This is a genomic window from Frigoribacterium sp. CFBP 8759 (assembly GCF_014841655.1).
Classification (GTDB): domain Bacteria; phylum Actinomycetota; class Actinomycetes; order Actinomycetales; family Microbacteriaceae; genus Frigoribacterium.
Map to the genome: position 1 here is coordinate 956,221 of NZ_JACYUH010000001.1, position 24,544 is coordinate 980,764.

General features: G+C 73.4%; 26 protein-coding genes. 15 read left to right on the plus strand and 11 right to left on the minus strand.

All coding sequences use genetic code 11. The features are described from left to right. The first annotated feature begins 51 nt into the window (after nucleotides 1-51). Both IFT79_RS04465 and IFT79_RS04470 read left to right on the plus strand, forming a co-directional pair. Nucleotides 52-336, plus strand: a complete 285-nt coding sequence (locus IFT79_RS04465) for a hypothetical protein (protein ID WP_192122987.1) — start codon at nucleotides 52-54, stop codon at nucleotides 334-336. Continuing rightward, the gene (locus IFT79_RS04470; RefSeq protein ID WP_192122988.1) at nucleotides 329-1,294 is read left to right on the plus strand and encodes a hypothetical protein; all 966 of its coding nucleotides are present in this window, start codon (nucleotides 329-331) and stop codon (nucleotides 1,292-1,294) included. The genes IFT79_RS04465 and IFT79_RS04470 overlap by 8 nt, the downstream gene beginning before the upstream one ends. Before the next feature lie 193 nt (nucleotides 1,295-1,487). Here the strand turns inward: IFT79_RS04470 and IFT79_RS04475 are convergent, their stop codons facing one another. Both IFT79_RS04475 and IFT79_RS04480 read right to left on the minus strand, forming a co-directional pair. After that, nucleotides 1,488-2,237 carry a response regulator gene (locus IFT79_RS04475; RefSeq protein ID WP_192122989.1) on the minus strand — a complete coding sequence of 250 codons (750 nt, stop codon included), beginning with the start codon at nucleotides 2,235-2,237 and terminating at the stop codon, nucleotides 1,488-1,490. Next, a complete protein-coding gene (locus IFT79_RS04480) occupies nucleotides 2,234-4,225 on the minus strand; it encodes a sensor histidine kinase (protein WP_342211761.1) in 1,992 nt (663 codons plus the stop codon). Before IFT79_RS04480 ends, IFT79_RS04475 begins: the two co-directional genes overlap by 4 nt. 288 nt (nucleotides 4,226-4,513) lie before the next feature. Here IFT79_RS04480 and IFT79_RS04485 point away from each other — a divergent pair, with 288 nt between their 5' ends. Beyond that, entirely contained in the window at nucleotides 4,514-6,043 is a 1,530-nt protein-coding gene (locus IFT79_RS04485; protein WP_056043702.1) for a CitMHS family transporter, read from the plus strand. 30 nt (nucleotides 6,044-6,073) lie between these two features. On the opposite strand, the gene IFT79_RS04490 is transcribed toward IFT79_RS04485, so the two are convergent. The 5 genes from IFT79_RS04490 to IFT79_RS04510 all read right to left on the minus strand — a co-directional run bounded on the left by IFT79_RS04490 (nucleotide 6,074) and on the right by IFT79_RS04510 (nucleotide 10,213). Further along, nucleotides 6,074-6,409 carry a hypothetical protein gene (locus IFT79_RS04490; RefSeq protein ID WP_148053688.1) on the minus strand — a complete coding sequence of 112 codons (336 nt, stop codon included), beginning with the start codon at nucleotides 6,407-6,409 and terminating at the stop codon, nucleotides 6,074-6,076. Continuing rightward, on the minus strand, nucleotides 6,399-6,875 hold the full coding sequence (fliS, locus tag IFT79_RS04495) for a flagellar export chaperone FliS (RefSeq protein WP_192122990.1): 477 nt from the start codon (nucleotides 6,873-6,875) through the stop codon (nucleotides 6,399-6,401). The genes IFT79_RS04490 and fliS overlap by 11 nt, the downstream gene beginning before the upstream one ends. After that, nucleotides 6,875-8,263, minus strand: a complete 1,389-nt coding sequence (gene fliD, locus IFT79_RS04500) for a flagellar filament capping protein FliD (protein WP_123571323.1) — start codon at nucleotides 8,261-8,263, stop codon at nucleotides 6,875-6,877. Before fliD ends, fliS begins: the two co-directional genes overlap by 1 nt. Nucleotides 8,264-8,450: 187 nt before the next feature. Beyond that, nucleotides 8,451-9,275 (minus strand): flagellin N-terminal helical domain-containing protein, encoded by an 825-nt coding sequence (locus tag IFT79_RS04505; protein WP_274598573.1) that lies wholly within the window; start codon nucleotides 9,273-9,275, stop codon nucleotides 8,451-8,453. A 116-nt stretch (nucleotides 9,276-9,391) separates the two neighbouring features. Continuing rightward, nucleotides 9,392-10,213 (minus strand): sigma-70 family RNA polymerase sigma factor, encoded by an 822-nt coding sequence (locus tag IFT79_RS04510; RefSeq protein ID WP_056043710.1) that lies wholly within the window; start codon nucleotides 10,211-10,213, stop codon nucleotides 9,392-9,394. Nucleotides 10,214-10,681: 468 nt separating this feature from the next. On the opposite strand from IFT79_RS04510, the gene IFT79_RS04515 reads away from it, so the two are divergent. The 8 genes from IFT79_RS04515 to IFT79_RS04550 all read left to right on the plus strand — a co-directional run bounded on the left by IFT79_RS04515 (nucleotide 10,682) and on the right by IFT79_RS04550 (nucleotide 17,911). After that, a complete protein-coding gene (locus IFT79_RS04515) occupies nucleotides 10,682-11,185 on the plus strand; it encodes a flagellar protein FlgN (RefSeq protein WP_056043714.1) in 504 nt (167 codons plus the stop codon). Between the two features lies 1 nt (nucleotide 11,186). Beyond that, nucleotides 11,187-12,611, plus strand: a complete 1,425-nt coding sequence (flgK, locus tag IFT79_RS04520) for a flagellar hook-associated protein FlgK (protein WP_342211762.1) — start codon at nucleotides 11,187-11,189, stop codon at nucleotides 12,609-12,611. Nucleotides 12,612-12,614: 3 nt separating this feature from the next. Then, complete coding sequence (gene flgL / locus IFT79_RS04525) at nucleotides 12,615-13,499, plus strand: flagellar hook-associated protein FlgL (protein WP_192122991.1); 885 nt, start codon at nucleotides 12,615-12,617, stop codon at nucleotides 13,497-13,499. Further along, nucleotides 13,496-13,900, plus strand: a complete 405-nt coding sequence (locus IFT79_RS04530; protein ID WP_123571326.1) for a flagellar assembly protein FliW — start codon at nucleotides 13,496-13,498, stop codon at nucleotides 13,898-13,900. Before flgL ends, IFT79_RS04530 begins: the two co-directional genes overlap by 4 nt. A gap of 198 nt (nucleotides 13,901-14,098) precedes the next feature. Further along, nucleotides 14,099-15,307: a PQQ-dependent sugar dehydrogenase gene (locus IFT79_RS04535; RefSeq protein WP_249407727.1), complete on the plus strand. Its 1,209-nt coding sequence runs from the start codon at nucleotides 14,099-14,101 to the stop codon at nucleotides 15,305-15,307. A 152-nt stretch (nucleotides 15,308-15,459) separates the two neighbouring features. Beyond that, on the plus strand, nucleotides 15,460-16,716 hold the full coding sequence (locus IFT79_RS04540) for a hypothetical protein (RefSeq protein WP_192122992.1): 1,257 nt from the start codon (nucleotides 15,460-15,462) through the stop codon (nucleotides 16,714-16,716). Nucleotides 16,717-16,737: 21 nt separating this feature from the next. Then, nucleotides 16,738-17,193 (plus strand): SprT-like domain-containing protein, encoded by a 456-nt coding sequence (locus tag IFT79_RS04545; RefSeq protein ID WP_056043729.1) that lies wholly within the window; start codon nucleotides 16,738-16,740, stop codon nucleotides 17,191-17,193. Nucleotides 17,194-17,266: 73 nt separating this feature from the next. Next, nucleotides 17,267-17,911, plus strand: a complete 645-nt coding sequence (locus IFT79_RS04550) for a CGNR zinc finger domain-containing protein (RefSeq protein WP_192122993.1) — start codon at nucleotides 17,267-17,269, stop codon at nucleotides 17,909-17,911. A gap of 286 nt (nucleotides 17,912-18,197) precedes the next feature. Here IFT79_RS04550 and IFT79_RS04555 read toward each other — a convergent pair whose 3' ends face one another. Together IFT79_RS04555 and IFT79_RS04560 are read right to left on the minus strand one after the other, a co-directional pair. Beyond that, nucleotides 18,198-18,503, minus strand: a complete 306-nt coding sequence (locus IFT79_RS04555; protein ID WP_056043735.1) for a DUF427 domain-containing protein — start codon at nucleotides 18,501-18,503, stop codon at nucleotides 18,198-18,200. Nucleotides 18,504-18,551: 48 nt separating this feature from the next. After that, complete coding sequence (locus IFT79_RS04560) at nucleotides 18,552-19,148, minus strand: hypothetical protein (protein ID WP_192122994.1); 597 nt, start codon at nucleotides 19,146-19,148, stop codon at nucleotides 18,552-18,554. 87 nt (nucleotides 19,149-19,235) lie between these two features. Between IFT79_RS04560 and IFT79_RS04565 the strand changes: the two genes are divergently transcribed. Continuing rightward, nucleotides 19,236-19,724, plus strand: a complete 489-nt coding sequence (locus tag IFT79_RS04565) for a hypothetical protein (protein ID WP_173153562.1) — start codon at nucleotides 19,236-19,238, stop codon at nucleotides 19,722-19,724. Nucleotides 19,725-19,819: 95 nt separating this feature from the next. Here the strand turns inward: IFT79_RS04565 and IFT79_RS04570 are convergent, their stop codons facing one another. Beyond that, the gene (locus IFT79_RS04570) at nucleotides 19,820-20,323 is read right to left on the minus strand and encodes a nucleoside deaminase (RefSeq protein WP_192122995.1); all 504 of its coding nucleotides are present in this window, start codon (nucleotides 20,321-20,323) and stop codon (nucleotides 19,820-19,822) included. A gap of 251 nt (nucleotides 20,324-20,574) precedes the next feature. Here IFT79_RS04570 and IFT79_RS04575 point away from each other — a divergent pair, with 251 nt between their 5' ends. Further along, on the plus strand, nucleotides 20,575-21,174 hold the full coding sequence (locus tag IFT79_RS04575) for a DUF1684 domain-containing protein (RefSeq protein WP_446718852.1): 600 nt from the start codon (nucleotides 20,575-20,577) through the stop codon (nucleotides 21,172-21,174). Between the two features lie 114 nt (nucleotides 21,175-21,288). Here IFT79_RS04575 and IFT79_RS04580 read toward each other — a convergent pair whose 3' ends face one another. Next, nucleotides 21,289-21,621: a hypothetical protein gene (locus IFT79_RS04580; protein ID WP_192122997.1), complete on the minus strand. Its 333-nt coding sequence runs from the start codon at nucleotides 21,619-21,621 to the stop codon at nucleotides 21,289-21,291. A 146-nt stretch (nucleotides 21,622-21,767) separates the two neighbouring features. Here IFT79_RS04580 and IFT79_RS04585 point away from each other — a divergent pair, with 146 nt between their 5' ends. Together IFT79_RS04585 and IFT79_RS04590 are read left to right on the plus strand one after the other, a co-directional pair. Beyond that, nucleotides 21,768-22,151, plus strand: a complete 384-nt coding sequence (locus tag IFT79_RS04585; RefSeq protein WP_192122998.1) for a hypothetical protein — start codon at nucleotides 21,768-21,770, stop codon at nucleotides 22,149-22,151. Nucleotides 22,152-22,595: 444 nt separating this feature from the next. Next, nucleotides 22,596-24,473 (plus strand): DEAD/DEAH box helicase, encoded by a 1,878-nt coding sequence (locus IFT79_RS04590; protein WP_199859387.1) that lies wholly within the window; start codon nucleotides 22,596-22,598, stop codon nucleotides 24,471-24,473. Nucleotides 24,474-24,544: the final 71 nt, after the last annotated feature.

The following is a 24,544-nucleotide window of genomic DNA, read 5'->3' on the forward strand; positions in this document are numbered from 1 at the left end:
GGCCCCTGCTGCTAGCGTCGCGCCCAGGACCGGGGGGACGGGGGCGCGCGCATGGACGAGGACGGTCGACGACTGCTGGGCCTCGGGGACGAGCACGCTGCCGACCCGGACGAGGAGATCGTCGTGGACGACGACGAGGCGGCCGCGGAGGCCGCTCTGGGTCGCCGGTCGGTCGGTGCCGCGGTCGGACTCGTGTTCCTCGCCCTCGTGGTCGCGGTGGTCGCGGTCGGGGTCGTGCTGCCCCTGCTCCTGTGGCCGGTCGGTCTGTGGATCGGCCTCCAGCAGCAGCCCGCCGAGATCGCGTCGCTCTGGTGGTTCGTGGGTCTCCATGGGTGATCGACGAGCGCTCTGCCTCGCGGCGCTGGGCATCGCCCTCCTCACCGCGTGCAGCACCGGCACGACGGGCCCTCGCGATGTGGACGACGGAAGGACCCTCGAGGAGACCGGCACGATCGCCACGGAACTGATCGACGGCCTCCAGGCCCAGGTCGACCCGACGCTCGTGGCGAGCGTCGAGGCCCAGGAGGACGGCGCGGCGTCGATCGGCGGCTCCGCGGACGACGCCGACGGCAGCATCCAGGAGTGGCGGGTGCTGCGGTACGTGAACCTCGTGCCGGACGCACCCCAGCTCGACGTCGCCGAGTCCGTGATCGATGCCCGCGTCGCGGACGGCTGGACGGTGGGTCTCGACCGGGAGACGTCGAACGCGGGAGGTCGCTGGGTCACGTTGACCTCGGACGAGGACCGCTACGACGGCTTCGAGCTGACCGTGCAGGCCGGTGACAACGGGGCGTCGACCGGGCAGAACTACGTCCTCCTCGGCGTGGTCGGACCGACCGTCGACGAGACCCCCACGGGGAAGTCGACCCCCTCCCTCGAAGAGACCGGCCGACGTGCCGACGACCTCGTCGACCGGGTGGTCGCGCTCGTCGACCCGGCCGTCGTCGAGAGCGTCGAGGTGTTCGAGGACGGCGACGCCGGTGTGGCCGGCACGCCGAACGACCCGGACAGCAGCATCCGACAGTGGACCGTCGCGCATTCCGTCGTGCTCGTTCCGGGCGCCTCACGGGACGCGACGACGGCAGCGCTGGTCGACGCTCTCGTCGCCGACGGCTTCACCGTCATCGAAGACGAGACCACGCCGAGCGGCTCACGGCGGATCGTCACCGGACCCGGTGAGGGTGCGGACGAGCCCTACACCGTGACCCTCCAGGGAGGACCCGACAGTTCCCTCAGCCGCCTCATCGACGTGCAGGTGAACGGTCCGGTCGTCGAGACCGCACCGGCGGACTGAGCCGGCCCGCGCCTCCTCGGCGGCCCGCCCCGACGAGCGGGGGGGGGGGGGCTTCGCACCGCCGACTGGACGTCGCACCGCCGACGTGGGCGGTGCGATGTTCAGTGGGCGGTGCGATGTTCAGTGGGCGGTGCGACGCGGTGGCGAGCAGGCGGACGAGCGAGCGGGCGACGAGCAGGAGGCGCGGGTCGGGTCAGGGGCGCGAGTAGCGGTGCTCGGGGCGGCCGGTGGTGCCGTAGCTGAGCTTCATCGTGACGAGACCGTCGGCGGCGAGCGCCGCGAGGTACCGCTGCGCCGTGGCCCGCGAGACCCCGACCCGGGCGGCGACGTCGGCCGCCGACAGTTCGAGCGGCCCGACGCCGGCCCCGGCCCCGGCCCCGGCCCCGGCCCCGGCCCCGGCCCCGACCTCGGTGTCGGCGTCCGCGGCGTCCGCATCCGCCTCGGCTCCGAACTGCTCGAGCACCGCCTGCTCCGTCGCCGACCGCGACGGCGAGGCCGCCTTCGCCGCGTCGCCGGAATGGAGGATGCGCAGGGCCCGTTCGAGCGCCTCCTGGTCGACGGCCGTCCGCTCGTCGAGCACGTTGCGGTACCGCTGGTAGGCGCGCAGCCGGTCGACCAGCGTGCCCGACGCGAACGGTTTGATCAGGTAGCCCAGCGCCCCGCGCCGCAGGGCCCGCCGCACGGTCGTGGCGTCCGACGCGGCGCTGAGCACGAACGCGTCGACGTCGACCTCGCGCAGCAGGTCGAGCCCGCTGCCGTCGGGCAGGTGGACGTCGAGCAGCAGCAGGTCGACGTGCCGTTCGGCGAGGACGCGGCGCACCTCGGCGACCGTGCCGACGGCCGGCAACGCCCGCAGGCCGGGCAGCTGCTCGACCTGGCGGCGGTGCAGGTCGGCGACGTAGAAGTCGTCGTCGACCACGAGCACGGTGAGTTCGGTCGTCACGGGGTGGTCCTCTCGGGGGTGTCGGGGGCGGGCGGTCCGGGGGCGGGGGCGCTGCCGGCGGACGTGCCGACGCCGGGCGGTCGCGGGTCGTCGCCGCCATGGGACGAGGAGGCGCGGGCCGGCCCGGACGCGCCCGTCACCACCGCCTCGCCCGTCGCCACCGCCTCGCGCGAGACCGCGCCCACGAGCCTCGCGCAGAACACGGCGCCGTGCCCGTCGCCGCCCGGCGAGCCGAGCCAGACGTCGCCGCCGCGGCGTCGGGCGATGTCCCGGGAGAGCGGCAGCCCGAACCCCAGGCCGTGCACGCGTGCGGGGTCGGGCTCGTCGTCGGCACCGTGCGGCCCACGGTCGAACAGCTGGTCCACGTCGGCGACGCCGTCGCCCGAGTCCATCACCGACAGGTGCAGGTCGGTGCCGTCGTCGAGCACCTCGACCTCGATCCAGGCGGGCGTGACCCGTCCGGCGACGGCCGCCCGGACCGCGTTGTCGACCAGGTTGCCGAGGACGGTCGTCACGTCGCCGGGCTCGACGACCGACCCCGTCACGAGCGTCTCGGGCCCGAGCTTCAGCAGGACGCCCCGCTCGGCCGCCTCGACGCCCTTCGCCCCGAGGAACGCCTGCAGGTACGGCTCGGTCAGCCGGTCGGCGTGGGCGACCGGGTAGCGCAACGGCCCGTGGTCGAGGACGTCGGCGAGGTAGGCGCGGGCCTGCTCGGCGCGACCGAGCTCGAGCATCCCCGACAGGGCGTGCAGCCGGTTGGCGAACTCGTGTCGCTGCGCGCGGAGGGCCGTGGTCATCGCGCCGACGGCGTCGAGCCGGCGGGTCAGGGCCTCGACGGCCGTGCGGTCGCGCACCACCGCGACCCGGCCGAGGTCGACCCCGTCGCGCGACACCGGACGCACGTCGACGAGCAGCACGTGGTGGCCGACCACGAGCGTGGTGTCGGCCGGGGTGCCCGCCGAGGTGCCGGCCGACGCCTGGTCGACGGCGTCGCGCGGCCCTCTCGGCCCGCTCGGACCGAGCAGCGCGACGAGCCCCTCGGGCAGGCCGAGCCCGGCGAGCGGCCTCCCCACGGCGGTCGAGGCGTCGACCGCCAGCAGTCGCGCGGCCTGGTCGTTGCACACCGTCACGACGCCGTCGCCGGACACCGCCAGCACCCCCTCGCCGACCCCGCCGAGCACGGCCTGCTGGTTCTGGACGAGGCTCGACAGCTCCTCGGGCTGCAGCCCGAGGGTCGCGCGGTCGAGCCGCCGACGGATCAGCACCGACGCGACGACGCCGAGCACGAGGGCGAGCACGGCCACCCCGACGACGGGCAGGGCGTCCTGCACGAGGGTGTCGTAGACCCGGGTCGGCGCGTACCCGACGCTGACCTCGCCGACGACGTCCGCCGCCGAGCCGGGGGCCACCGACGCCGCGCCGACCGAGACGCCCGGAGCGTAGATCGGCACCTTCGCGCGGGCCGAGTCGCCGAGCGTGCCGCGCTCCCAGGCGACGACCTCCTCCCCTCGCAGGGCGGCGTCGGGGCTGGTGCTCACCCGCTCGCCGATGCGGGAGGGGTCCGGGTGCGCCAGCCGCACCCCGCGATCGTCGGTCACGACGACGAAGAGCGCCCCGGTGCGCTGCTGGGCCGCGACCGCGGTGCGCTGCAGGGCTCCCCGGGCCAGCGCCTCCTGGTCGATCTCGGTGCCGTCGACGCTCAGCAGGGCGACCTGCTCCCGGACGTCGGTGTCGCTCGCGACGCTCTGCGCCACGGCGAGCGCGGTCGACTCGGCCTCGCGCGCCAGGCGCTGGACGGCGATGGTCGCGAAGACGGCACTGGTCAGCAGCACGATCGCGGTGACGACGGCGAGCTGGAGCAACAGCACCTCGGTGGCGAAACGCCGCTTCCGGAGGCGCGGCGCCGCCCCCTGCCCCGACCCGCCTCGCGCACCCGCCCGACGGCTCGCCGGCGTGCGGCGTCCCCGTGGTGAGCTGTCGTCGGTCACGCCCGCCAGGGTACCCGGCGCGGCCGACGCGAACCGCGCCTCCTCGCGGCCCCGCCCAGCCCTCGCGCACGCGCCGCACCGCGTCCCGTGCATCGCACCTCGTCTAGGCACGGTGTGGTGCACGAAACGCGGCGCCAAGCCGGGGTGGGGTCGGGGGGCAGGCCGGGCGTGAGCAGAACGCGCAGAACGGTGCCAACGCGCGATAGTCGGCCAATGCGCACAAGCGCGACGCGGCTCGGGAGGCGCGGCTAGCGTGCCCGGACACACGAACCGGACGAAGGAGTCCTGATGCTCGTCATCCTCGGTTATCTGATGATCGCCACCTTCATGGTGCTGATCATGACCAAGCGGCTCTCGCCGATGCTCGCCCTGATCATGGTGCCGACCATCTTCGGCCTGTTCGCGGGGGCCGGCCTCGGCATCGGCGACATGGTGATCGAGGCGATCGGCGACCTGGCCCCGACCGCGGCGTTGCTGATGTTCGCGATCATGTACTTCGGGCTGATGATCGACGTCGGGCTGTTCGACCCGCTCGTGCGCTTCATCCTCCGCGTCACCGGCAACGACCCCGCGAAGATCGTGCTCGGCACGGCCCTGCTGGCCGGGGCCGTCTCTCTCGACGGCGACGGGTCGACGACCTTCATCGTGACGACCGCCGCCATGCTGCCGATCTACCTCAAGCTCGGCATGAGCCCGGTCGTGCTGACCTGCGTCGCCGGCCTCGCCAACGGCACCCTCAACATCGTCCCGTGGGGCGGGCCGACCGTGCGGGCCGCCGCGGCGCTCAACGTCGCGCCGTCCGACATCTTCGTGCCCCTCGTGCCGTCGCTGATCACGGGCCTCGTCATCGTGTTCGTGTTCGCCTGGCTGATGGGCCTGCGCGAGCGCCGCCGCCTCGGCACGGTCGAGCTCGGCGGGTCGGTGCTGGCCGCCGCGGCCGAGAAGATGTCGCCCCTGTCGCGCGAGCTGGCCACGGCCGCCCGCGGTGGCGGACCGGGCAAGGCGGGCGTCGGCGTCTCGATGTTCACCAGCCCCACGGTCGCCCTGGGCCTGCGCGGCGGTCGCGCCGACGGCAGCCGCGCAGACGCCCCCGGCGAGCGCGCGGTCGACAACCCCGGCGGCAGCGGCGCCAGCGAGAACGGCACGCCCCTGACCGGCACGATGGCCGACACGATGCTCGACCCCACTCGCGAGACCCTGCGCCCCGGGCTGATCTGGTTCAACTTCGCGCTGACCGTCGTGGTGATGGTGCTGCTCGTGCTCGACCTCTTCCCCCTGGCCTACGTGTTCATGGTCGGCGTCGCGGTCGCGCTGCTGATCAACTTCCCGAAGGTCAAGCAGCAGTCGGCCGAGATCGTCGCCCACGCGCCGAGCATCGTCGGCGTCGTCTCGATGGTCTTCGCCGCCGGCGTGCTGATCGGCGTGCTCAACGGGACGGGCATGGTCGACGCGATGGCGCAGTGGCTCGTGCAGGTGATCCCGAACGAACTGGGTCCGTACCTGGCCGTCATCACGGGACTGCTCAGCCTGCCGCTCACCTTCTTCATGAGCAACGACGCCTTCTACTTCGGCATCCTGCCCGTGCTCGCCCAGAGCGCCGCGGCGTTCGGCATCGAACCGGTCGAGATGGCGCGCGCCTCGGTGATCGGCCAGCCCGTGCACCTGCAGAGCCCGCTCGTGCCGGCGATCCTGCTGCTGGTCAGCCTGGCGAACGTCAACCTCGGCGACCACCACAAGAAGGTGCTCTGGCGGGCGGCCGTCGTCTCGGTCGTCATGCTCGTGGTCGCCGTCGTCGTCGGGGTCATCCCCTTCGGCTGAGGCCACCCGGCCGGGGTCAGCGGGGCGGGGTCAGCCGGTGGCGTCCAGGTAGACCGGGCGCGAGGGCTCGTGCGACGCCTCGACGGTGCGGACGGCTCCGAGGTGCTGCAGCACGGCGACCCGGGCGGCCTCGAGACGGCCGAGGACGTCGCGCTGGCGCTCGGCCAACGAGGAGGCGCGGGTCGCCAACTCCTGCGGCAGCGGACCCAGCCCCACGGGCGGCGTCCAGCGGCGGGCCGGAGTCGGCAGCGCGGTGGGGTCGCCGTCACCCGTGGGGAGCGAGGCGTCCGCCTCGGTGACCAGCGCCTCCAACTCGTCGAGGGCCGCGCGCCAGGCGGCGTGCGTCCGTTCGGTCCTAGGCGACACCGACGCCTCCGGCCAGGCCGGGGACCGACGAGGCGGCGCCGGCCTGCAGCGAGGCCGCGGCCTCGTGCCACGCCTGGCGCAGGGGCTCGAGCAGCCCGGCGACCTCGCGGGTCTGCGCGACGTCACGGTGCACGTTGGCGTTGACCAGGGCGGTCGACGTGTAGGTGTACAAGGCGAGCAGGCCCTCGCCGCCGTCCCAGACGTCGATCTTGAGCGACGACGACAGCTCGGCGATGATCGCCTGGGCGTGCAGCAACTGCTCGGAGGCGGCGGGCCAGTTCGCGGCGACCTGTGCGGCCTCGGCACGTGACAGGTCGAGCATGAGGCGGTCGTAGAGCATCGTGACGAGCTGGACGGGCGTCGCCGACAGCACGGCGTCGCTCGTGTACTGGGCGCGCTGCTTCTGCACGACGGCCGAGGGGCCGGCCGAGGCCGCGGCGAAGGCGGCGAACGAGGTGGCGTCCATCAGCTGCTGCTCGTCGAGAGGCTGGCGAGCTGGCTCGAGATGTACTTCTGCTGCGCGGTCAGGGCGCTGAGCGAGGTCTCGAGGGCCGAGTAGGTCTTCTGGAGGCTCGCGCGGCGAGCGGAGAGACGGTCGTCCCAGTCGCTGACGCGGTTGTTGAGGTCCTTCACGACCGACTGCTGCCCCGTGATGGTCTTCGTCAGCGAACCGTCGAACTTGTCCGAGACGGCCGTGGCCGTCGAGGCGACCCGGGCCGCGATGGCGCTCATCGTCGCCTGCACCTTGGCCGGGTCGGCGGCGAGGGCGGCGGCGAACTTCGTGGCGTCGACGGCGAACTGGCCGGTCTTGGCGTCGATCGAGATGCCGATGACGCTCGGCGACTGCCCGTCGACGGGGCTGAGCACGGAGTCGGTCAAGCGTTGTGTGATGCCACGGGTGGTGGAGTTGCCACCGAAGACGCCCGCGGTGACCGTGGTCACGCCGGACGCGTTGGTCGTGGTGGTGGCCGCGCTCCTGGTGCTGATCAGGCTCAACGCGGCATTGACGCCGGCGACCAGGTCGGTGGCGACCTTGGTGGCGGCGGTCGCGTCCCGGGCGATCGCGAGGTGCACCGGCTCGGTCGTCGTGGCCGAGACCGTGACCGAGACGCCGGGCAGGACGTCGGTGAAGGTGTTGCTGCTGCTCGTGACGACCTGTTCGGCCGCCGTGCCCGCCCAGAGGGTGATCGAGGCGTCGCGCGCCTGCGAGATCACGGCGGCGCCGGGCTGGGCGATGAGGTCGGGGGCGGTGCCGGCGGCCACGTCGGCGGTGGTGCCGCGGAAGACGTCGAAGCCACCCTCGGCTCCGCTCTTCTGGCTCGACAGCTGGAGACGGTACTGGACGGCACCCGAGGCGTCCTTGCCCGAGGCGACCTTGACGGCCGAGATGCCGGCGGCGGAGGCGTTGATCGCCGTCACGACGTCGTCGAGCGACGAGGAGGCGGCGGTCACCTCGGTCCTCGTGCCCGCGGCCGAGACGAAGGTGAGCGTCGCGGGCGAGTCGGGCCACGCCGTCATCGCCGCAGTCACCGCGGTCTTGGACGACGCGGTGGCCCCGACCACGAGGTCGACCGAGCCGGAGACGGCACCGGGAGCGGTGGTGGCCGTCACCGCCGTCGAACTACTGGTCGGGGTGAAGAGGGAGAGCGAGCCCGCCTTGGCGGTCGAGGTCGCGAGGGTCGCGAGGTCGGCGATCTTCGTGTTGAGCCCCTGCAGGGCCGTGACGAGCGTCTGGCCGACGGTGGCCTTGTTCTTCAGGATCGTCTGGGGCACGGCCTCGGACTGCATCAACGTGTTGATGAGCGTGGTCGTGTCGAGCCCGCTGACGAGGCCGTCGATGCCGAGCGAGGCCATCAGGTGCTCCTGTCGAGGTGGGGTGTCCGGGTCGGACCGTGGGGCAGATCGAAGTGGGGGGGAGCGCTGAGACCGGGTGGCCCGACGGTGCAGGATCAGCTGCACCGTCGAGGCCACCCGGTCTCGAACCGCGGTGAGGTGGTGGGTCAGGCCCGGGCTGGGAGCACGGGACCCTCCTCGGCTACGACTAGCGGAGGAGCGACAGCACGCCCTGGCTGCTCTGGTTCGCCTGGGCCAGCATCGCGGTGCCGGCCTGGCTGAGCACGTTCGAGCGGGTGTACTTGACCATCTCTTCGGCCATGTCCACGTCGCGGATGCGCGACTGAGCCGCCGTGAGGTTCTCCTTCGCGACGTTGGTCGACGCGATGGAGTGCTCGAAGCGGTTCTGCACGGCACCGAGCTCCGAACGAGCCGACGACACGTCCTTGATCTGCGTGTCGATGGCGGCGATCGAGGTGAGGGCGTTGGCCGACGAGTCGAACGTGAGCGCCTTGACGGCGGTCGCGACGGCCGTGATGTCGGTGAGGTTCACCGAGATCTGGTCGTTCGCAGCCGTCGAGCCGGCTCCGACCTGGAACGTCAGCGAGCCGGCACTGTTGAGCAGGTCGATTCCGTTGAAGTTGGTCGAGTTGCCGATGCGGGTCAGTTCGTCGCCGAGGGCCGTGACCTCGGTCTGGATCGCCGTACGAGCGTCGGCGTTGTTCGAGTCGTTGCCCGACTGGACAGCGAGGTCGCGGACACGCTGGAGGATCGAGTGGACCTCCGTCAGGCCGCCTTCCGCGGTCTGGACGACCGAGATGCCGTCCTGGGCGTTACGTGCGGCCACCGTGAGTCCGCCGACCTGCGAGCGCAGGCCCTCGGAGATCGCGAGACCCGCCGCGTCGTCAGCGGCACGGTTGATGCGAAGACCGCTGGAGAGCTTCTCGAGGCTCTTCGACAGGTCGTTCTGCGTGCTGTTGAGGTTGCGGTAGGTGTTGTTGGCCGCGAGGTTGGTGTTGATCTGCATACCCATGGTGTTCTCCTCCGTGACTGGGTGGTGTTCGTCGGCCCATCCGTGGGCTGACACCGGCTACTGTCGGCCGGTCGACCGCGGCTGTAAGTCAGCCGCAGAAGTTTTTTCAGGCGATCTCAGACCGCCGTGCTGATGCCGGCGGCGTCGGGCTCGCGCATGGCGCGGGCGATGCCGACGGCGGCGTTCGTCGCGACGCGCGACAGGTACGCGCTGCGGCGGGCCGGCGCGGTCTTCGAGACCGGCGTGAACTCGGCGTCGGGGTCGTCGGCGTAGTGCGACTCGAGGGCGTCGCGCAGCAGGCGGACCGCCTCGGTGCGCTGCTGCGAGACGGCGCTGTGGGTGATGCCGAGCTCGTCGGCGATCTCGGTGACCGTGCGGTCGCCGAAGTAGACGCCCTCGACGATCAGGCGCATGCGCTCGGGCAGGGCCTCGACCGCGGCGGCGACGTAGCGGCTGCGCTCCGAGACGAGCAGGTTCTCCTCGGGCAGCGGCAGGTCGGCCGCGAGGTGGTCGGCGACGGTGTCGTCGAGGGCCGAGACGGTCCGGGCCGCGTCGGTCAGGGCACCGGCCGCCGTCTGGCGGTCGACGCCGAGGGCACCGGCGATCTCGTCGACGCTCGGGGCGCGTCCCAGGGTCGCGGTGAGCGCCTCCTGGACGGCCAGGGTCTCCTTGATGCGCTTGCGGGTGCCGCGGCTGGCCCAGTCCCCCGAGCGCATGTCGTCGGCGAACGCGCCGACGATGCGGGTGCGGGCGTAGGCGCCGAACGGGATGCCGAGGGTGGGGTCGAAGGCGTCGGCGGCCTGGACGAGGGCGACGGCACCGACCGAGGCGAGGTCGTCACGCGACAGGTGGGTGGCGCGGGCGCACACCTCCGAGACGAGGTAGCCGACCAGTGGCAGGTTCTCCACCACCATGGCGTTCCGTTCGGTGCGGTTCATCGCGACTCCCAGTGCGATAGGGGACCTCGTGGTCCGGTGATCGTGACTCCGGGCGCGACGAACGGCCCTCTGATCAGGGCACGTCGACAGGGTTCGCCGAGGAGGCGCGGTGCACCGGACGAGACGTCGTCCGGACCGCAGATGATGCGTGGCGACCGACCCGTCGGGGGCCCGTCGCTGCTCTGCAACGCTACCGAGCCGGAGGGGGGCGGCGGCAGGCCGGGACTGCCCCCAGTGCGGGGGAACGACCGTCATCTCTTCGGGGGACACACCTCGTGCCCCCACCCCCGTACTGGGTCGGAACGCCCCTTCCTCCGAGCGGTGCTTTAAGGCTAGGTGCAGGGTTCGGGCCGATGACTAACGGGCCCCGCGCCTCCGCCGATAGTCACCGGTGCAGAGGACGCCGGGCACTCCTCGCCGACGGACGACGAACCCGACACCCCGATGCGACCGACCGAGGAGGCCCCCATGGGCGCGAACGAACTCTCCGCGCTGCTCTGGCGAGAGCGCGAGCTGCTCGAGCTGCTGACCTTCAAGCTCGAGGAGGAGCAACTGCTGCTCACCGCGGGCCGTAGCCGCTGGGTCGACCACGCCACGCGCGAGGTCGAGCAGGTGCTCGGTCGCCTCCGTTCCGCGGGGCTCGAGCGCAGCGTCGAGGTGTCGGCCGTCGCCCGCGAGTGGGGCACCGACGAGGAGGCCCCCCTGCGCGAGATCATCTCCGCGGCACCGTCCGGCCCGTGGGGCGAGATCTTCACCGCCCACCTCCGCGCCATGACCGAGCTGACCGGGCGCATCGCCCAGCTGCGCGACGAGAACGAACGCTTCCTGCGGGCCGCCGCCCGCGCCACGCAGGAGACCCTGGCCACCGCGTCCACGGGCCCCGCGACCGCGACGTACGACGCGACGGGCCAGACCGGTCACGCGAGCTCGGCCAGCGCCTCCGGCGGTCACCTCTTCGACGGGCGGCTCTGACGTGGTGAGCACCTTCGGCAGCCTGGCCACCGCCTACCGCGGGCTGACCGCGGCCCGCACCGGGCTCGACGTGGTCGGCCAGAACATCGCCAACGTCAACACCGAGGGCTACACGCGGCAACGGGTCACGCAGTCCTCGATCGAGGCGGCCGCCCGCGTGGGCGTGTTCTCGAACGGCGTCCAGCCCGGACAGGGCGTGTCGGTCGACGGCATCGCCCGCATCGGCGACCGGTTCGCCGACGCCCAGGTCCGCGGCGCCGCCGGGGCAGCCGGCTACCAGGGCGTGCGGGCGTCGGTCACGGCCGCCCTCGAGTCGTCCCTGAACGAGCCCAGCACCACCGGCATCGCCTCGCAGCTGACGAAGTTCTGGTCCGCCTGGCAGGACGTGTCGAACGACCCCTCGGCTGCGGCCCCCGCGGCCGTCCTGCTCGGCCAGGCGAACACGATCGCCCAGACCCTCTCGACCGGCTACAAGGCCGTCGACGACCAGTGGACCTCGCAGCGTCAGCAGCTCGACGGCCTCGCCTCGCAGCTCAACTCGGCCGCGACCCAGGTGGCCGACCTCAACGTGCGCATCCGCACCGCGACCCAGCAGGGCGTCAGCACCAACGAACTGGTGGACGCCCGTTCGGCACTGACCGAGAAGATCGCGACGCTCGCCGGAGGCACGGTGCGCGACAACGCGGACGGCACGGTCGACGTCCTGGTCGGCGGCAACGCCCTCGTGTCGGGCGACTCGGCCCGCCAGGTGAAGGTGACCGGCGACTACACGCTGGCCACCGCCTCCTCGGGGGTCTCGCTCGAGTGGACCCACCGCGCCGGCGACCCGATCTCGCTCGACGGCGGCAGCATCGCCGGTTCGCTGTCGGTGCTCGCCCCGGCCGCGCCCGGCGGCACCGGCGGGGTGCTGGCCGAGGCCGCCGCGAGCTACGACGCCCTCGCGACCCAGCTCGCCACCCAGGTGAACGCCGTGCACGCGACGGGCACGACCGCCGACGGCACCACGGGCCACGACTTCTTCGCCCTCACCGCCGGGGTGCCCGCGGCGCGCGGCCTCACCGTGCTGCCGACCGGCGCCTCGACCATCGCGTCGGGCAACGGCACGGGAGGCGCCCTCGACGGGTCGATCGCCCGCGCCGTCGGCCGGATCGGACTCTCGACCGGATCGCCCGACCGCGCCTGGGGCTCGATCGTCAGCACGATCGGGGCCACGGCCCGCACCGAGGCCGACCGCTCGACCCTCACCGACCTCGCGGCGACGTCCGCCAAGGGTCGCCAGCTCTCGACCGCCGGGGTCAGCCTCGACGAGGAGAACGTCAACCTGCTCACCTATCAGCACGCCTACCAGGGCGCGGCCCGCGTCATGACCGCGATCGACGAGATGCTCGACACGTTGATCAACGGCATGGGACGGGTCGGGAGGTAACCGATGATCACCCGCACCACGAACCAGATGGCCATGCTCACCGCGCAGCGCAACCTGCAGACCAGCTCGTACCGGGTCGACCAGGCCCAGCAGCGGGCCGCGAGCCTCGACCGCATCTCGAAGCCGTCGGACGATCCGGCCGGCACGGCGGACGCCCTGCGGGTCAAGGCCGAGCAGGCGGCCAACGTGCAGTTCTCCCGCAACGTCGGCGACGGCAACGGGTGGCTCTCGCTGGCAGACTCGGCGCTGTCGTCCACCGACGACGTGCTCAAGAAGGTGCGCGACCTCACGGTGCAGGGCGCCAACACCGGCGCGCTGTCGCAACCCGCCCTCGACGCCATCGCGACCGAGATCGACGGCCTCAAGGCCGACCTGCTCGCCGTGGCGAACACCTCGTACAACGGCCGCAGCGTCTTCGCCGGCACGTCGGACGCGGGCGTCGCCTTCCGCCCCGACTTTAGCTACACGGGCACCCCGGGCTCGTCGGTCACCCGCCAGATCGGCGTCGAGACCGACGTGCGCGTCGACGCCGACGGAGCCGCCGCCTTCGGCACCGGCGCCGACTCGGTCTTCAGCATGCTCGACCGCATCGCCACCGACCTGCGGGCCGGCGTCAACGTCGGCACGCGGCTCACCGAGGTCGACGCCCGGTTGACGGCCGTGCGCGGCGTACAGTCCGACATCGGGGCACGACAGTCCCAGATCCTGAGAGCCGAGGACATCCTCTTGGACACCAAGACCACGCTGGAGGCGCAGCGCGCCGGCATCATGGACCTCGATCTCGGCGAGGCCGTGCTCGACCTGCAGATGCAGAACACCTCGTACCAGGCGGCCCTCGCGGTCACCGCCAAGGTGCTGCAGCCCACGCTGATGGACTTCCTCCGATGAGCGCGAACGCCGCCCGCGAGGTCGCGGGCTCCGTCGTCACGTTCGTCGCGCCTCCGTTCGGTCTCGAGCCGCTCACCGACTTCTCGCTCGAGCGCATCGACGGCGCCCACGGGCTCTTCGCCCTGCGGGCGAGCGGGTCCGAGGTGCGACTGTTCGTGCTCGACGCGTCGGTGCACCTGCCCGACTACTCGCCCGTCGTGTCGGACGACCAGTCCGCCACCCTCGACCTGCAGGACGCCGCCGACGCCCTGCTGCTCGTCGTCGCGACGCCCGCGTCGACCGGCATGACGGTCAACCTGCTCGCGCCGATCGTGGTCAACGTGCGCACCGGAGCGGGCGCCCAGTTGATCCTCGAGGGCCAGGACTGGCCGCTGCGCGCCGAGCTGAGCCCCCGCGCGTAGCCACCCGCCGACGGTAGGACACGGGGTCGCCCGTCGGCTGGGCACGGGGTCGCCCGTCGGCCGGGCACCGACTCGCCTCTCGGCTGGGCACCGGCTCGCCCCTCGGCTGGGCACGGGCTGCGAAGGCGGTCACGGTGTGGTGACGACCGATGCGGCCGTCGCGCCCATCGGCTTGCCTGGGACGCAGGAGGCGCGATCATGATCCCGACACCCCGCACCACACGGCACCGGTTCGCCGTCGGCACGATGGCGGCGGTCACCGCCGTCCTGCTCGTCGGCTGCACCACCGGGGACGACGCCCCGGGCTCGGGCGGCCCGGCCGCCACGCGTCCGGCGTCCGAGACCCCGACCGACCCGACGGCCGCCGCCGGACCCGGCCCGGTCGCGCCGACCACCGACGCGACCGCCGTCACCGTCGCGGCCGACGCCGTGACGACCGACGTCGCCACGGACCTGGCCGCCCCCTGGTCGGTCGTGCGACTCGACACCGGGTCGTCGTTCGTCAGCCTGCGCGACACCGGCACCGTGCTCGAACTGCTCGCCGACGGCAGCACGCGCGAGGCCGGCACCATCGGCGGGGTCGTGCACGAGGGCGAGGGCGGGTTGCTCGGCCTGGCCGTGCTCGCGGGGTCGCCGTCGTACCTCTACGCCTACGCCACCACCGCCGACGACAACCGCGTGGTGCGCGCGCCGATCACGGGTGAGGTCGGCTCGTACGGCCTGGGCGAGCAGGAGACGGTGATCACGGGCATCCCCAGGGCGAGCAACCACGACGGCGGCCGCATCGCGTTCGGCCCGGACGGGGCCCTGTACGTGACGACGGGCGACGCGAACCAGCGGCCGAACGCCCAGGACCCCGGCTCGCTCGGCGGAAAGGTGCTGCGTGCGACCGCGATCGGCGGCGTGCCCGACGACAACCCCGAACCCGGGTCGCTCGTCTACTCGCTCGGCCACCGCAACCCGCAGGGCATCGCCTGGGACGCCACCGGCGCCGCCTGGGCGGCCGAGTTCGGGCAGAACACCTACGACGAGCTCAACGCCCTCGAGCCCGGGGCGAACTACGGCTGGCCGGACGTCGAGGGGCGCGGCGACGTCGCGGGCTTCGCGGACCCGGTGCTGCAGTGGTCGACCGACGACGCCAGCCCGAGCGGCCTCACGGCGGTCGGCACGACGCTCTACCTGGCCGGGCTCGGCGGCGAGAAGCTGTTCGAGATCCAGGTGGCGCCCGGCTCCGAGGCCGTGCCGACCGAACTCTTCGCCGGCGACCGGTCGCTCGGCCGCATCCGCGACGTCCTGCCCGGTCCCGACGGCACCCTCTGGCTCGTGACGAACAACACGGACGGGCGCGGCACGCCGAGCGCCGGCGACGACCGCATCGTCAGCGTCCCCCTCACCCCGGCCCCCTGACCCGGCGGGCGCCACCGGAGGAGGCGCGGGCCGGGTTCCGCGCACCGACCCCAGGAGGCGCGGGCCGGGTTCCGCACACCGGCCCCGACACTCGCTCACACGCTGCGCGCCGCGCGGCCTGTTCGGGGGCCGGGCGGTTACCCTCGTACTCGATGAGCCAGCACGACCGACCCGACACGACAGCACCCGGCAGCGCCCGCCCCCAGACCGTGCCGCCGGGCTTCGCCGCGCCCGTCGTGCGCGGGACCGGTGGTGCCGGCGGCTTCGACCCCGTCAGCCTGCGCACGGCCGTCGACGTGCCCGTCGCCGAGGCCCGCCTCGCCGCCCTGGGCCAGAGCCGCAGCACCGCCGCCCTCGGCGAGCGCGCCGACCTGCTGCGCCTGCTCGGCCGCCTCGACGAAGCCCTGGCCATCGCCGAAGAGGCGTTCCGTCTGGCGCACTTCACCGGCGACCGGGCCGACTCGACGGCGGCCCGCATCCGACGGGCCCACATCTTCCGCGAGCAGGGCAAGCTCGACCGTGCACTGAACGACCTGCACACCAGCCGCATCACGGCCGCCACCGAAGAATGGCGCGAGCTCGAGGCCGCCGCCGCCGAGCTCGAGGGCTACACGCTCTACGACCTGGGCCGCAACGAAGAGGCGCGCGAGACCCTGGCCAAGGCGCTCGAGGCGTACGAGGCGTCCGGTGCCCCGCGCGACCGGACGAACGGCCTGCGCGTCGCGATCGAGGGCGTCATGCGCGCCTACCTCAGCGACACCGGCCCGCAGCCACGACTCGAGGCCCCGGCCGTGGGTGACACGAACCCGGTGCCGCTCCAGCCCCTGACCGCGTCGCCGACGTCGGCCCCTGCCCCGGCCCGATCCCAGGGCCGGACCCAGGTGCCCCGCTTCGACGGCATCGCCTCGCTCTACGGTGGTGCGCCCACGTCGACGCCGGCGTCCGCTCCCGCCCCGGCTTCTGCTCCGGAGGTGCCCGCGGGCACCGCGGCCGCGGCCGCCGGCGACGGCGCGGGGGCCGAGGCCGTCCCCGCCCGCCAGCCCATGGACGCCGCGCGCACCGCCGCGATCAGCTTCGACCCCGAGTCCATGCCCGACGAGGCCGCCGCGTCGCCGGTGGCCGAGGCCGCCGCCGCCCGCGCCGAGAAGGTCGCCGCGACGGCTCCGGCCGCACCACGCGACGGTGGGCTCTGGGGCAAGATCAGCCACCTCGCCGAGCGTGCCGCGGGTCACCGCGACCGCGACTCCGACGAGTTCGACGCCGAGCGGCGGGGCGACGCCGAGCGTCGCGGCGCCGACGAGGGCCGTACCGGGGAGCGACCCCGCACGGGCGGCACCGGCGTGACCGGCGTGGTGGACGGCCTCCCGCGCGACGACGAGCCCACCACCTGGCCGTTCCCGCGGCGCTGACCCGCGCCTCCTGACCTCGACGTGGCCGACCTCGACCGGGTGCGGCGCTGGGCCGCCGCGCTCATCGACCTGCACCTCGACCCCGCCGTGTGGACCTTCGGCTTCGACAACGCCAAGACGCGCGCGGGCCTGTGCAACTACACGACCAAGCGCATCACGGTCTCGCGGCACCTCGCCGGCCGCTACGACGACGACGAGATCCACCAGGTGCTGCTCCACGAGGTCGCCCACGCTCTCGCCGGCTCCCGCGCCGGTCACGGTCCCCGGTGGAAGGCCGTCGCCACCGACCTGGGCTACGTCGGCTCACGCCTGCACGACGGAGCCATCGCCAGCGAGCTCGCCCCGTGGGTCGGGGTCTGTCCGGCGGGGCACGAGCACTACCGCTACCGTCAACCGGCGCGACCCCTCGCCTGCGGGAAGTGCTCGCGGCGGTACGACCCGGCCCACCTCATCACCTGGACGAAGCGCGCGGTCTGACACCGCGCCTCCCGGGGCGGGTCCGGGCGGAACGAGGGCCGTCGAGAGGCGCGTAACCGGTTAGGGTGGTCAGGTGCAGACCGGACAGTGGCTCAGATCCGACACCGACACCCGGTGGTTCTTCGACTCGGGCGCGCTCAGCCTCGACTTCGCGTACCTCGGCGGGTTCCGTGCCGGGTCGCGGTTCGGCCCGGAGTCGGGCCTCGACCTGCCCGCCGACGGGTCGACCCCCTGGGACGGCCTCCTGCTGCCCGCCGACCTCGACGACTGGATCGGCGAGCGCTTCGACGGCATCGCGGGCTCGGCCGGCGACCGCGAGCTCGCCGACGCCCGGGGCCTGCGCGACGCGGTCGCCCGGCTCGCGGTCGCCGCGGCCGACGGCACCTCGACCGACCCCGACGACGTCGACACCCTCAACCTGTTCGCGGCCCTGCCCGACGTCCCACCGTCGCTCGAGGGCGGACGACGCCAGGCCGGGGCCGGGCGCCTGCGGCTCGGGCAGGCGATGGCGTCGGTCGCACGCGACGCGGTGACCCTCTTCACGGCCGTGGGCTTCGTCGGCGGACCGGACTCGCGCCTCCGTCGGTGCACGAACGAGGCGTGCGGGCTCGTCTTCTTCGACGAGTCGCGCGCGGGCAGCCGCCGCTGGTGCTCGATGCAGCGGTGCGGCAACCGGGCCAAGGTGCGGGCGCACCGGGCCCGGGTCGCGAGGGGCTGAGCCTCCCACGGCCGAGGTCGGAGTCGCGCACGGTGTTCGGCCGCTCCGCTCGGCCACCCTGTCCGGCCCGCTCGGCCACCGCCCGAGCCCGCTGACCCGCTCAGCCTCCGCGCAGGCACCCAACCCGGCGTGCCACCCGGCACCCCGCACGCTCTCCCCGCCACGCTCTCCCCGCCACGCTCTCCCCGCCACGAAGTAAACAACCCGCCAAGTAATCGCGTGGCGGGCTGTTTACTTCGTGGCGGCGTAACAGGTGCGGGGTCGACGGGCGACGGGCGACGGTCGGTCAGTCGACGACCGAGACGTCCTTCCAGAAGGCGACGTAGCCCGAGTAGTCCTTGCCGACGCGGTCGAACGAGGTCGGGATCGGGGTCGGGTAGCTCCAGGCACGGTCCTGTAGCAGGTCGTCGCCCGACGTGACGCTGAAGTACTGCGTGTCGCCCTTCCACGGGCAGTGGTACTGGGTGGGGCTCTCGGTCAGCAGGTCGGAGTTGACGCTCGCGGGCGGGAAGTACCAGTTGCCCTCGATCGAGATCAGCTCGTCCCTCGGGGCCTCGGCGACGACGGTTCCGTCGGTGAGCACTGCCTTCATGGTTCCTCCTGCGGTCGGGGCGACGTTCGGGTCGCTCTGGCCGCAACGCTACGCCGAGGGGGTGAATTCCCCTCGGGAGCCCGACGGGGCCACGACGGCGAGGGCGGCAGAGGACGAGGAGGCGCGGGCCGCGTCGACCACGTCGCCTCGGTCGGTGGCGACCAGCTCGGCCGCCGAGGCCGAGGCCGTCAGCAGGTGCGACGAGGCCCGGGCGAGCGCCCCGGAGGCGGCGCAGGCGACGGCGGCCTCGGGCGACGAGAAGTCGATGCCGACCGCGGCGAGCGCGTCGACCACCGCTCCGGCGGCGAGCTGGTCCTCGACGGCGGGCCGGAACCCGTCCGCGTCGACCGCCCCCGCGGCGACGATCGCCACGAGGGCACGGTCGCCTCGTCGGGCCTGACGCTCGACCACGTGCCGGGCCACCTCGGGTGCCGCCCCGGCGCCGGTGACGACCAGGACGTCGGCCCCGCTCGCGACCTCGGGCAGACCGGCGACGACGCGCACGGTCTCGTCCCGCGTCAGCGTGCCGTGCCCGTCGAGCACGTCGACCACGACGAGGACGTGCGCGCCCGGGGCGATGCGGGCGGCTCCGGCCACGCCGTGGTCGAACCTCACCTGGTACTTCTGCTGGCCGTGCGGACTCATCCGACCAGCGTAGGCAGCCGCACTCGGACGCCGCCCGTGCGTGACGCGACGTGACGTGTGATCAGGCGGCGGGAGTTGGATCGGAGCATGCACGTGCAGCTCAAGCTCCGCCTCGCCTGCCCCGTCGATGTCGCGACCGACGCCCTGCGCGACCCTCGGGTCATGGTCGCCGTGACGAAGCCGCTGGTGGTCTACCGGTCCGAGTCGCCGTCGGGCTTCCCCGACCGCTGGACCGAGGAGGCGCACCCGGTGTCGGCGAGCATCCTCGGCGTCCTGCCGCTCGGCAGCACGCACGTCGACCTCGACTGGCACGAGCGCGACGGTGCGTGGATCCAGCGCGACACCGGACGGGGCACGAGCGGCCAGTTCGCCCGGATGCGCATCAACCACCGGATGGCCGTCGTGCCGGACGGTCCGGGCCACACGCTGCTGCGCGACCGGCTCGAGTTCCACGCCGGACCGTTGGGCCTCGTGCTCTGGCCCGGGCTCTGGGCGACCTGGCAGTGGCGCGCCCTGCGGATGAAGGCCCTCGCCCCGACCTGGCGCGGGGCGTCGACCCACCCGAAGCACGTCTGACCCGCGCCGCGGTCCGCAGCAGCACTCAGCCGTGGCAGGTCGACCGTGCCGGGCTGGCCGTCGCGGGTCGGCCGTCGCAGGTCGAGCGCTCCGCGTCAGCCCCAGAAGCCGGCGTGCACGGCCGAGGCCTCGTCGAGGAGGGCCGGCCCCGACACCGACACCGCGCCTCCCCCACGCGCGAAGACCTCGCGGCAGGGCAGGTCGAGCGTCGCCTCGCCCTCCTGCTCGGTGACCATGCCGAGCAGCTGTTGCTCGGCGAGCGCGTAGACGACCCGGCCGATGCCGGCCCAGTGGATCGCTCCGGAACACATCGCGCACGGTTCGGTGCTCGTGTAGAGGGTCGCGGCCTTGAGCGTCGGCTTGTCGAAGCGCTGCGCGACGAGCCGGACGAGGTTCGTCTCGGCGTGGCCCGTCGGGTCGCCCTCGGTGACGACCGTGTTCTCGGCCTCGACCACGTCTCCGTCGGCCGTGAGCACCAGGGAACCGAAGGGATGGTTGCCGTGGTCGCGAGCCTGCTGCGCGACCTCGATGGCGCGGTGCAACCGCGCCAGGTCGGCCGGGGTGACGGTGGGGTCGGGAGTCGTGGTGTCGGTCGTCATGGGGCGAGCGTAGCCAGGGAGCGCCGTCCGCCGCGGCCGGGACGGCGAGCTGTGGACGGGCGACCTGCCTGTGAGCGAGCCACGGGCGGCGGGGCGACCGCCTGCGTACGGTGGCAGAGGTGACCGACCCGACCCGCACCTCCTCGTCCACCGGTGAGACCACCGCCGACACCGGCGTCGACGCCTCTGCCGAGGCCACGGCCGACGCCGCCGACAGCTCCGCCCCGACGCCCGCCCAGGGAGCGCTCGACATCGCCTCGTGGCGGCGGACGATCCACGGGCTCTACCGCGACGTGCGCGAGGCGACCGACCTGGCGGCGGCGCACGACCTGTGGCGACGCACCCGCGACGAGCTGTTCTCGACGCACCCCTCGACCCCGCTGCTGCCCGAGGACCGCCCCGACTTCACCGGCCTGCCGACGAAGCCGTACGACCCGGCCTGGCGCTTCGAGGTGTCGGTCGAGCCGGCCGAACCGCGACGCATGGTGGTCGAGACCGGCACCGACGGCGACGTGCTCTTCGACCTCGTCGGCGTGGCCGACGTGCCCGGCGTCGGCAGCCTCGACGTGTGGAAGCTGGCGCAGTACGCCGGCGGCCTGTTCATCCCGGTCAAGGACGCGCTGGCGGGCAAGCCCGGCGGCACCTACGGCGGAGGGCGCTACCTGATCGACTCGGTCAAGGGCGCCGACCTCGGCGCCGGCGGCGAACCCGGCACGATCGTGCTCGACTTCAACTTCGCGTACAACCCCAGCTGCGCCTACGACCCCGCCTGGGCCTGCCCGCTCGCCCAGCCCGGCAACACGGTCGCGGTCGAGATCCCCGTCGGCGAACGGTACGGGCGCGCGCACTGATCGGGGCCCGCGGGCGGTCGCTCGCACCGCTCGAACCCCGCGGGGGATGCGCGCACCGCTCGATCCCCGCGGGCGGACGCGCGCACCGCTCGAACCCCGCGGGCGGACGCGCGCCTAGCCCTTCGGCTCGGAGTCGACCTCCACCGCGACGCCGTAGTCGTCACCGCCGTCCGTGCGGATCACAGAGACCGAGTCGTAGACGACGTCGGAGCCCGGGGTCCTGACGTCGCAGTGCACCTCCGCCTGGTCGACGACGGAGACCGCGTCGTCGCCGCAGTCGACGTCGGGGCGGGTGCCGACCTCCTTCTCGAGGGCGTCGGCGACCGTGGTGGCGAAGGCGCTGGACGACACGGTCCGGTCGATCGAGGCCGAAGCGGTGCAGCCGGCCAGGGCCGTCGCCAGGACGGAGGCGGTGATCACGCTCGAGACGACTGTCGATGTGCGCATGGCTGCAGACCTTCCGGACGAGGAGGGGACCGCGGTGCGTGCCCCCGGAGCCGCGGCCCTCGCGCCCCCGACGTGTAGCCAACCACGTCGTCCGGCCGGTAGAACGACAGGTCGATCCTCGCGGACACGTCGACTAGCGTCGGATCATGACCCCGACGACGCCGCCCACCACCCCGTCGCGCCCACAGGTCGTGACGCAGGCGCTGCTCGACCTCGGCTCGCGACCCGAGCATCCCTTCACCACGAGCATCGAGGGCGGACGCATCGTCTTCACCTGGGTCTACGACAAGGCGTCGGGGCCGTTCGGCAGCCGGGAGCAGTCGTACCGGCTGCGCATCACGCTGATCCCCGAGACCTCCGAGTACAAGAGGTCCGAGATCGGCGTCGAGCGGCAGCGCGGCTCGGCCAGCGGCTCGTACACGTTCAACTCGGCGAAGGTCGTCGGCCCGGTCAAGCGCACCCTCGAGGCCCACGGCTGGCACCGCCGACGCACGGCGCTGGGCAAGGCCATCCGGCGCCTGTTCTCGTAGCGGAGGCAGGTCGGACGTCAGGAGGCGCGGTGGGGGCGAGGCGTCCCGAGGGGACGACCCGCGCCTCCTCGGCTCGTCCCCGGCACCGCCACGCGGCGCCCCGCACGGCCGTGCACACCACACCCGTCGCGTTTTCCGGCGCCAGCCGCTAGGCTGGGGTCACTTGCGAGCCGGCCCGATCGGCTCCCTGCGTCGTAGCACGCCCCTCACCGCCTCTCCGTCCTGGCACACACCCAGGCAGACCAGCAGGCGCGCGAAGCTCACTCTGCGGCGAAACGATCGTGCACACCTGCACCGTCGCCACACCTCGAGCCCGGCTACGACAGCCGTCCTCCCGGCACTGCCCCGCCCTCGTGCGAGCACGTCCCCGACGTGCCCCCTCACCAGCAGGCGGCCAGGCAGCCTCGGCCCGGCTCGACACCGATGCCCCGAAAGGTGCACCACATGTCAACGAACACCCTCGACACCGAGAACACCACCGGCGCCACGAGCGTCGACGAGACGGCCGACGCCGTCACCTTCAGCTCGCTGGGCGTGCCCGCCCCGATCGTGAAGTCGCTCGCCGCCGAAGGCAAGACCACCGCGTTCCCGATCCAGGTCGACACGCTGCCCGACACCCTCGGCGGCCGCGACGTCCTCGGCCGCGGCAAGACCGGCTCGGGCAAGACCCTCGCCTTCTCGATCCCCATGGCCGCACGCCTCGGCGGCAAGCTGGCCGGCGGCAACCGCCGCGCCGGACGCCCCCTCGGCCTCGTCCTCGCCCCCACCCGCGAGCTCGCCACGCAGATCGACGCCGTCCTCGCCCCGCTCGCCGAGGCCTACGGCATGCGCACCACCACGATCTTCGGCGGCGTCTCGCAGAACCGTCAGGTGCAGGCCCTCAAGGCCGGCGTCGACATCATCATCGCCTGCCCCGGCCGCCTCGAAGACCTCATGAAGCAGGGCTTCGTCAAGCTCGACGCGATCGAGATCACCGTGCTCGACGAGGCCGACCACATGGCCGATCTGGGCTTCCTGCCCGGCGTCACGCGCATCCTGAAGGCCACCCCGAACGACGGCCAGCGCCTCCTCTTCAGCGCCACCCTCGACAACGGCGTGGACAAGCTGGTCAAGCAGTTCCTCCACAACGAGGTGCTGCACTCGGTCGACGAGGCCAACTCGCCCGTCGCCAAGATGACCCACCACGTCTTCGAGACGCCCGACGTCGACAGCAAGAACGCGCTCATCCAGAAGCTCGCGAGCGGCCAGGGTCGTCGCATCCTCTTCATGCGCACCAAGCACCACGCGAAGAAGCTCGCCAAGAAGCTCACCGAGTCGGGCATCCCCTCGGTCGACCTGCACGGCAACCTGTCGCAGCCGCAGCGCGACCGCAACCTCGCCGCCTTCCAGGACGGTTCGGCCCGCGTGCTCGTCGCCACCGACGTCGCCGCCCGTGGCGTGCACGTCGACGACATCGAGCTGGTCATCCACGTCGACCCGCCGACCGAGCACAAGGCGTACCTGCACCGCTCGGGCCGCACCGCCCGCGCCGGAGCCGAGGGCGACGTCGTCACCCTCGTCATCCCCAGCCAGAAGCGCGACGTCGCCCAGCTGATGAAGAAGGCGGACATCCGCCCGACCATCACCGCCGTGACGCCGAACTCGCCCGAGGTCGACGCCCTCGTCGGCCAGGTCGCCGCCTACGTCAAGCCCTCGCCCAAGGCTGCCGTCCAGCAGCAGCAGGGTGGCGGCGGACGCTCGCAGGGCGCGAACGCCCAGCGCAAGCGCGCCGCCCGTCAGGACTCGCAGGGCAACCCCATCGCCCGCCAGGACCGTTCGGGTCGCCCCAGCCAAGGAGGCGCGGGTCGCGGTTCCGACGCCGGTCGCGCCGGTGCCGGTGCCGGTCGCTCGGGTGGCTCGCGTGACGGCGGCCGCCAGGGTGGCCGCGACGGCGCACGCCGCGACGCCGCTCCCCGCGGTGGCGCCTCGACCTTCTACTCGACCGAGTCGGGCCGCGGTTCGTCCACGCCCGTCCGCGACGACGCCCGTGGCACGCGCGACGGTGCTCGCGACGAGACCCGTGGCACCCGCCAGACCGGTCGCCGCGCCCAGAGCAGCGGCACCCAGAGCGACGGCGGCCAGAGCCGCACCAACGCCGTCCGCAACGACCAGGCCGAGTTCGCCGCGTCGCTCGGCGGCTCGCGCGAGGGCGGCCAGCGTGACGGCCAGCGCAGCGGCGGACGACGCGCCTCGTCCGAGGGCGGCCGTCCCGGCTCGCTCAAGGTCGGCGGCCTCGTGGGCGGCAAGGCCCGCACCGGCGGCGGCCAGCGCGGCGGTCGCTGACCCGACCCGCTGCCACACCCCCGAACCGGCGTGACACCCTCTGATCCGAGGGTGTCACGCCGGTTCGGGGG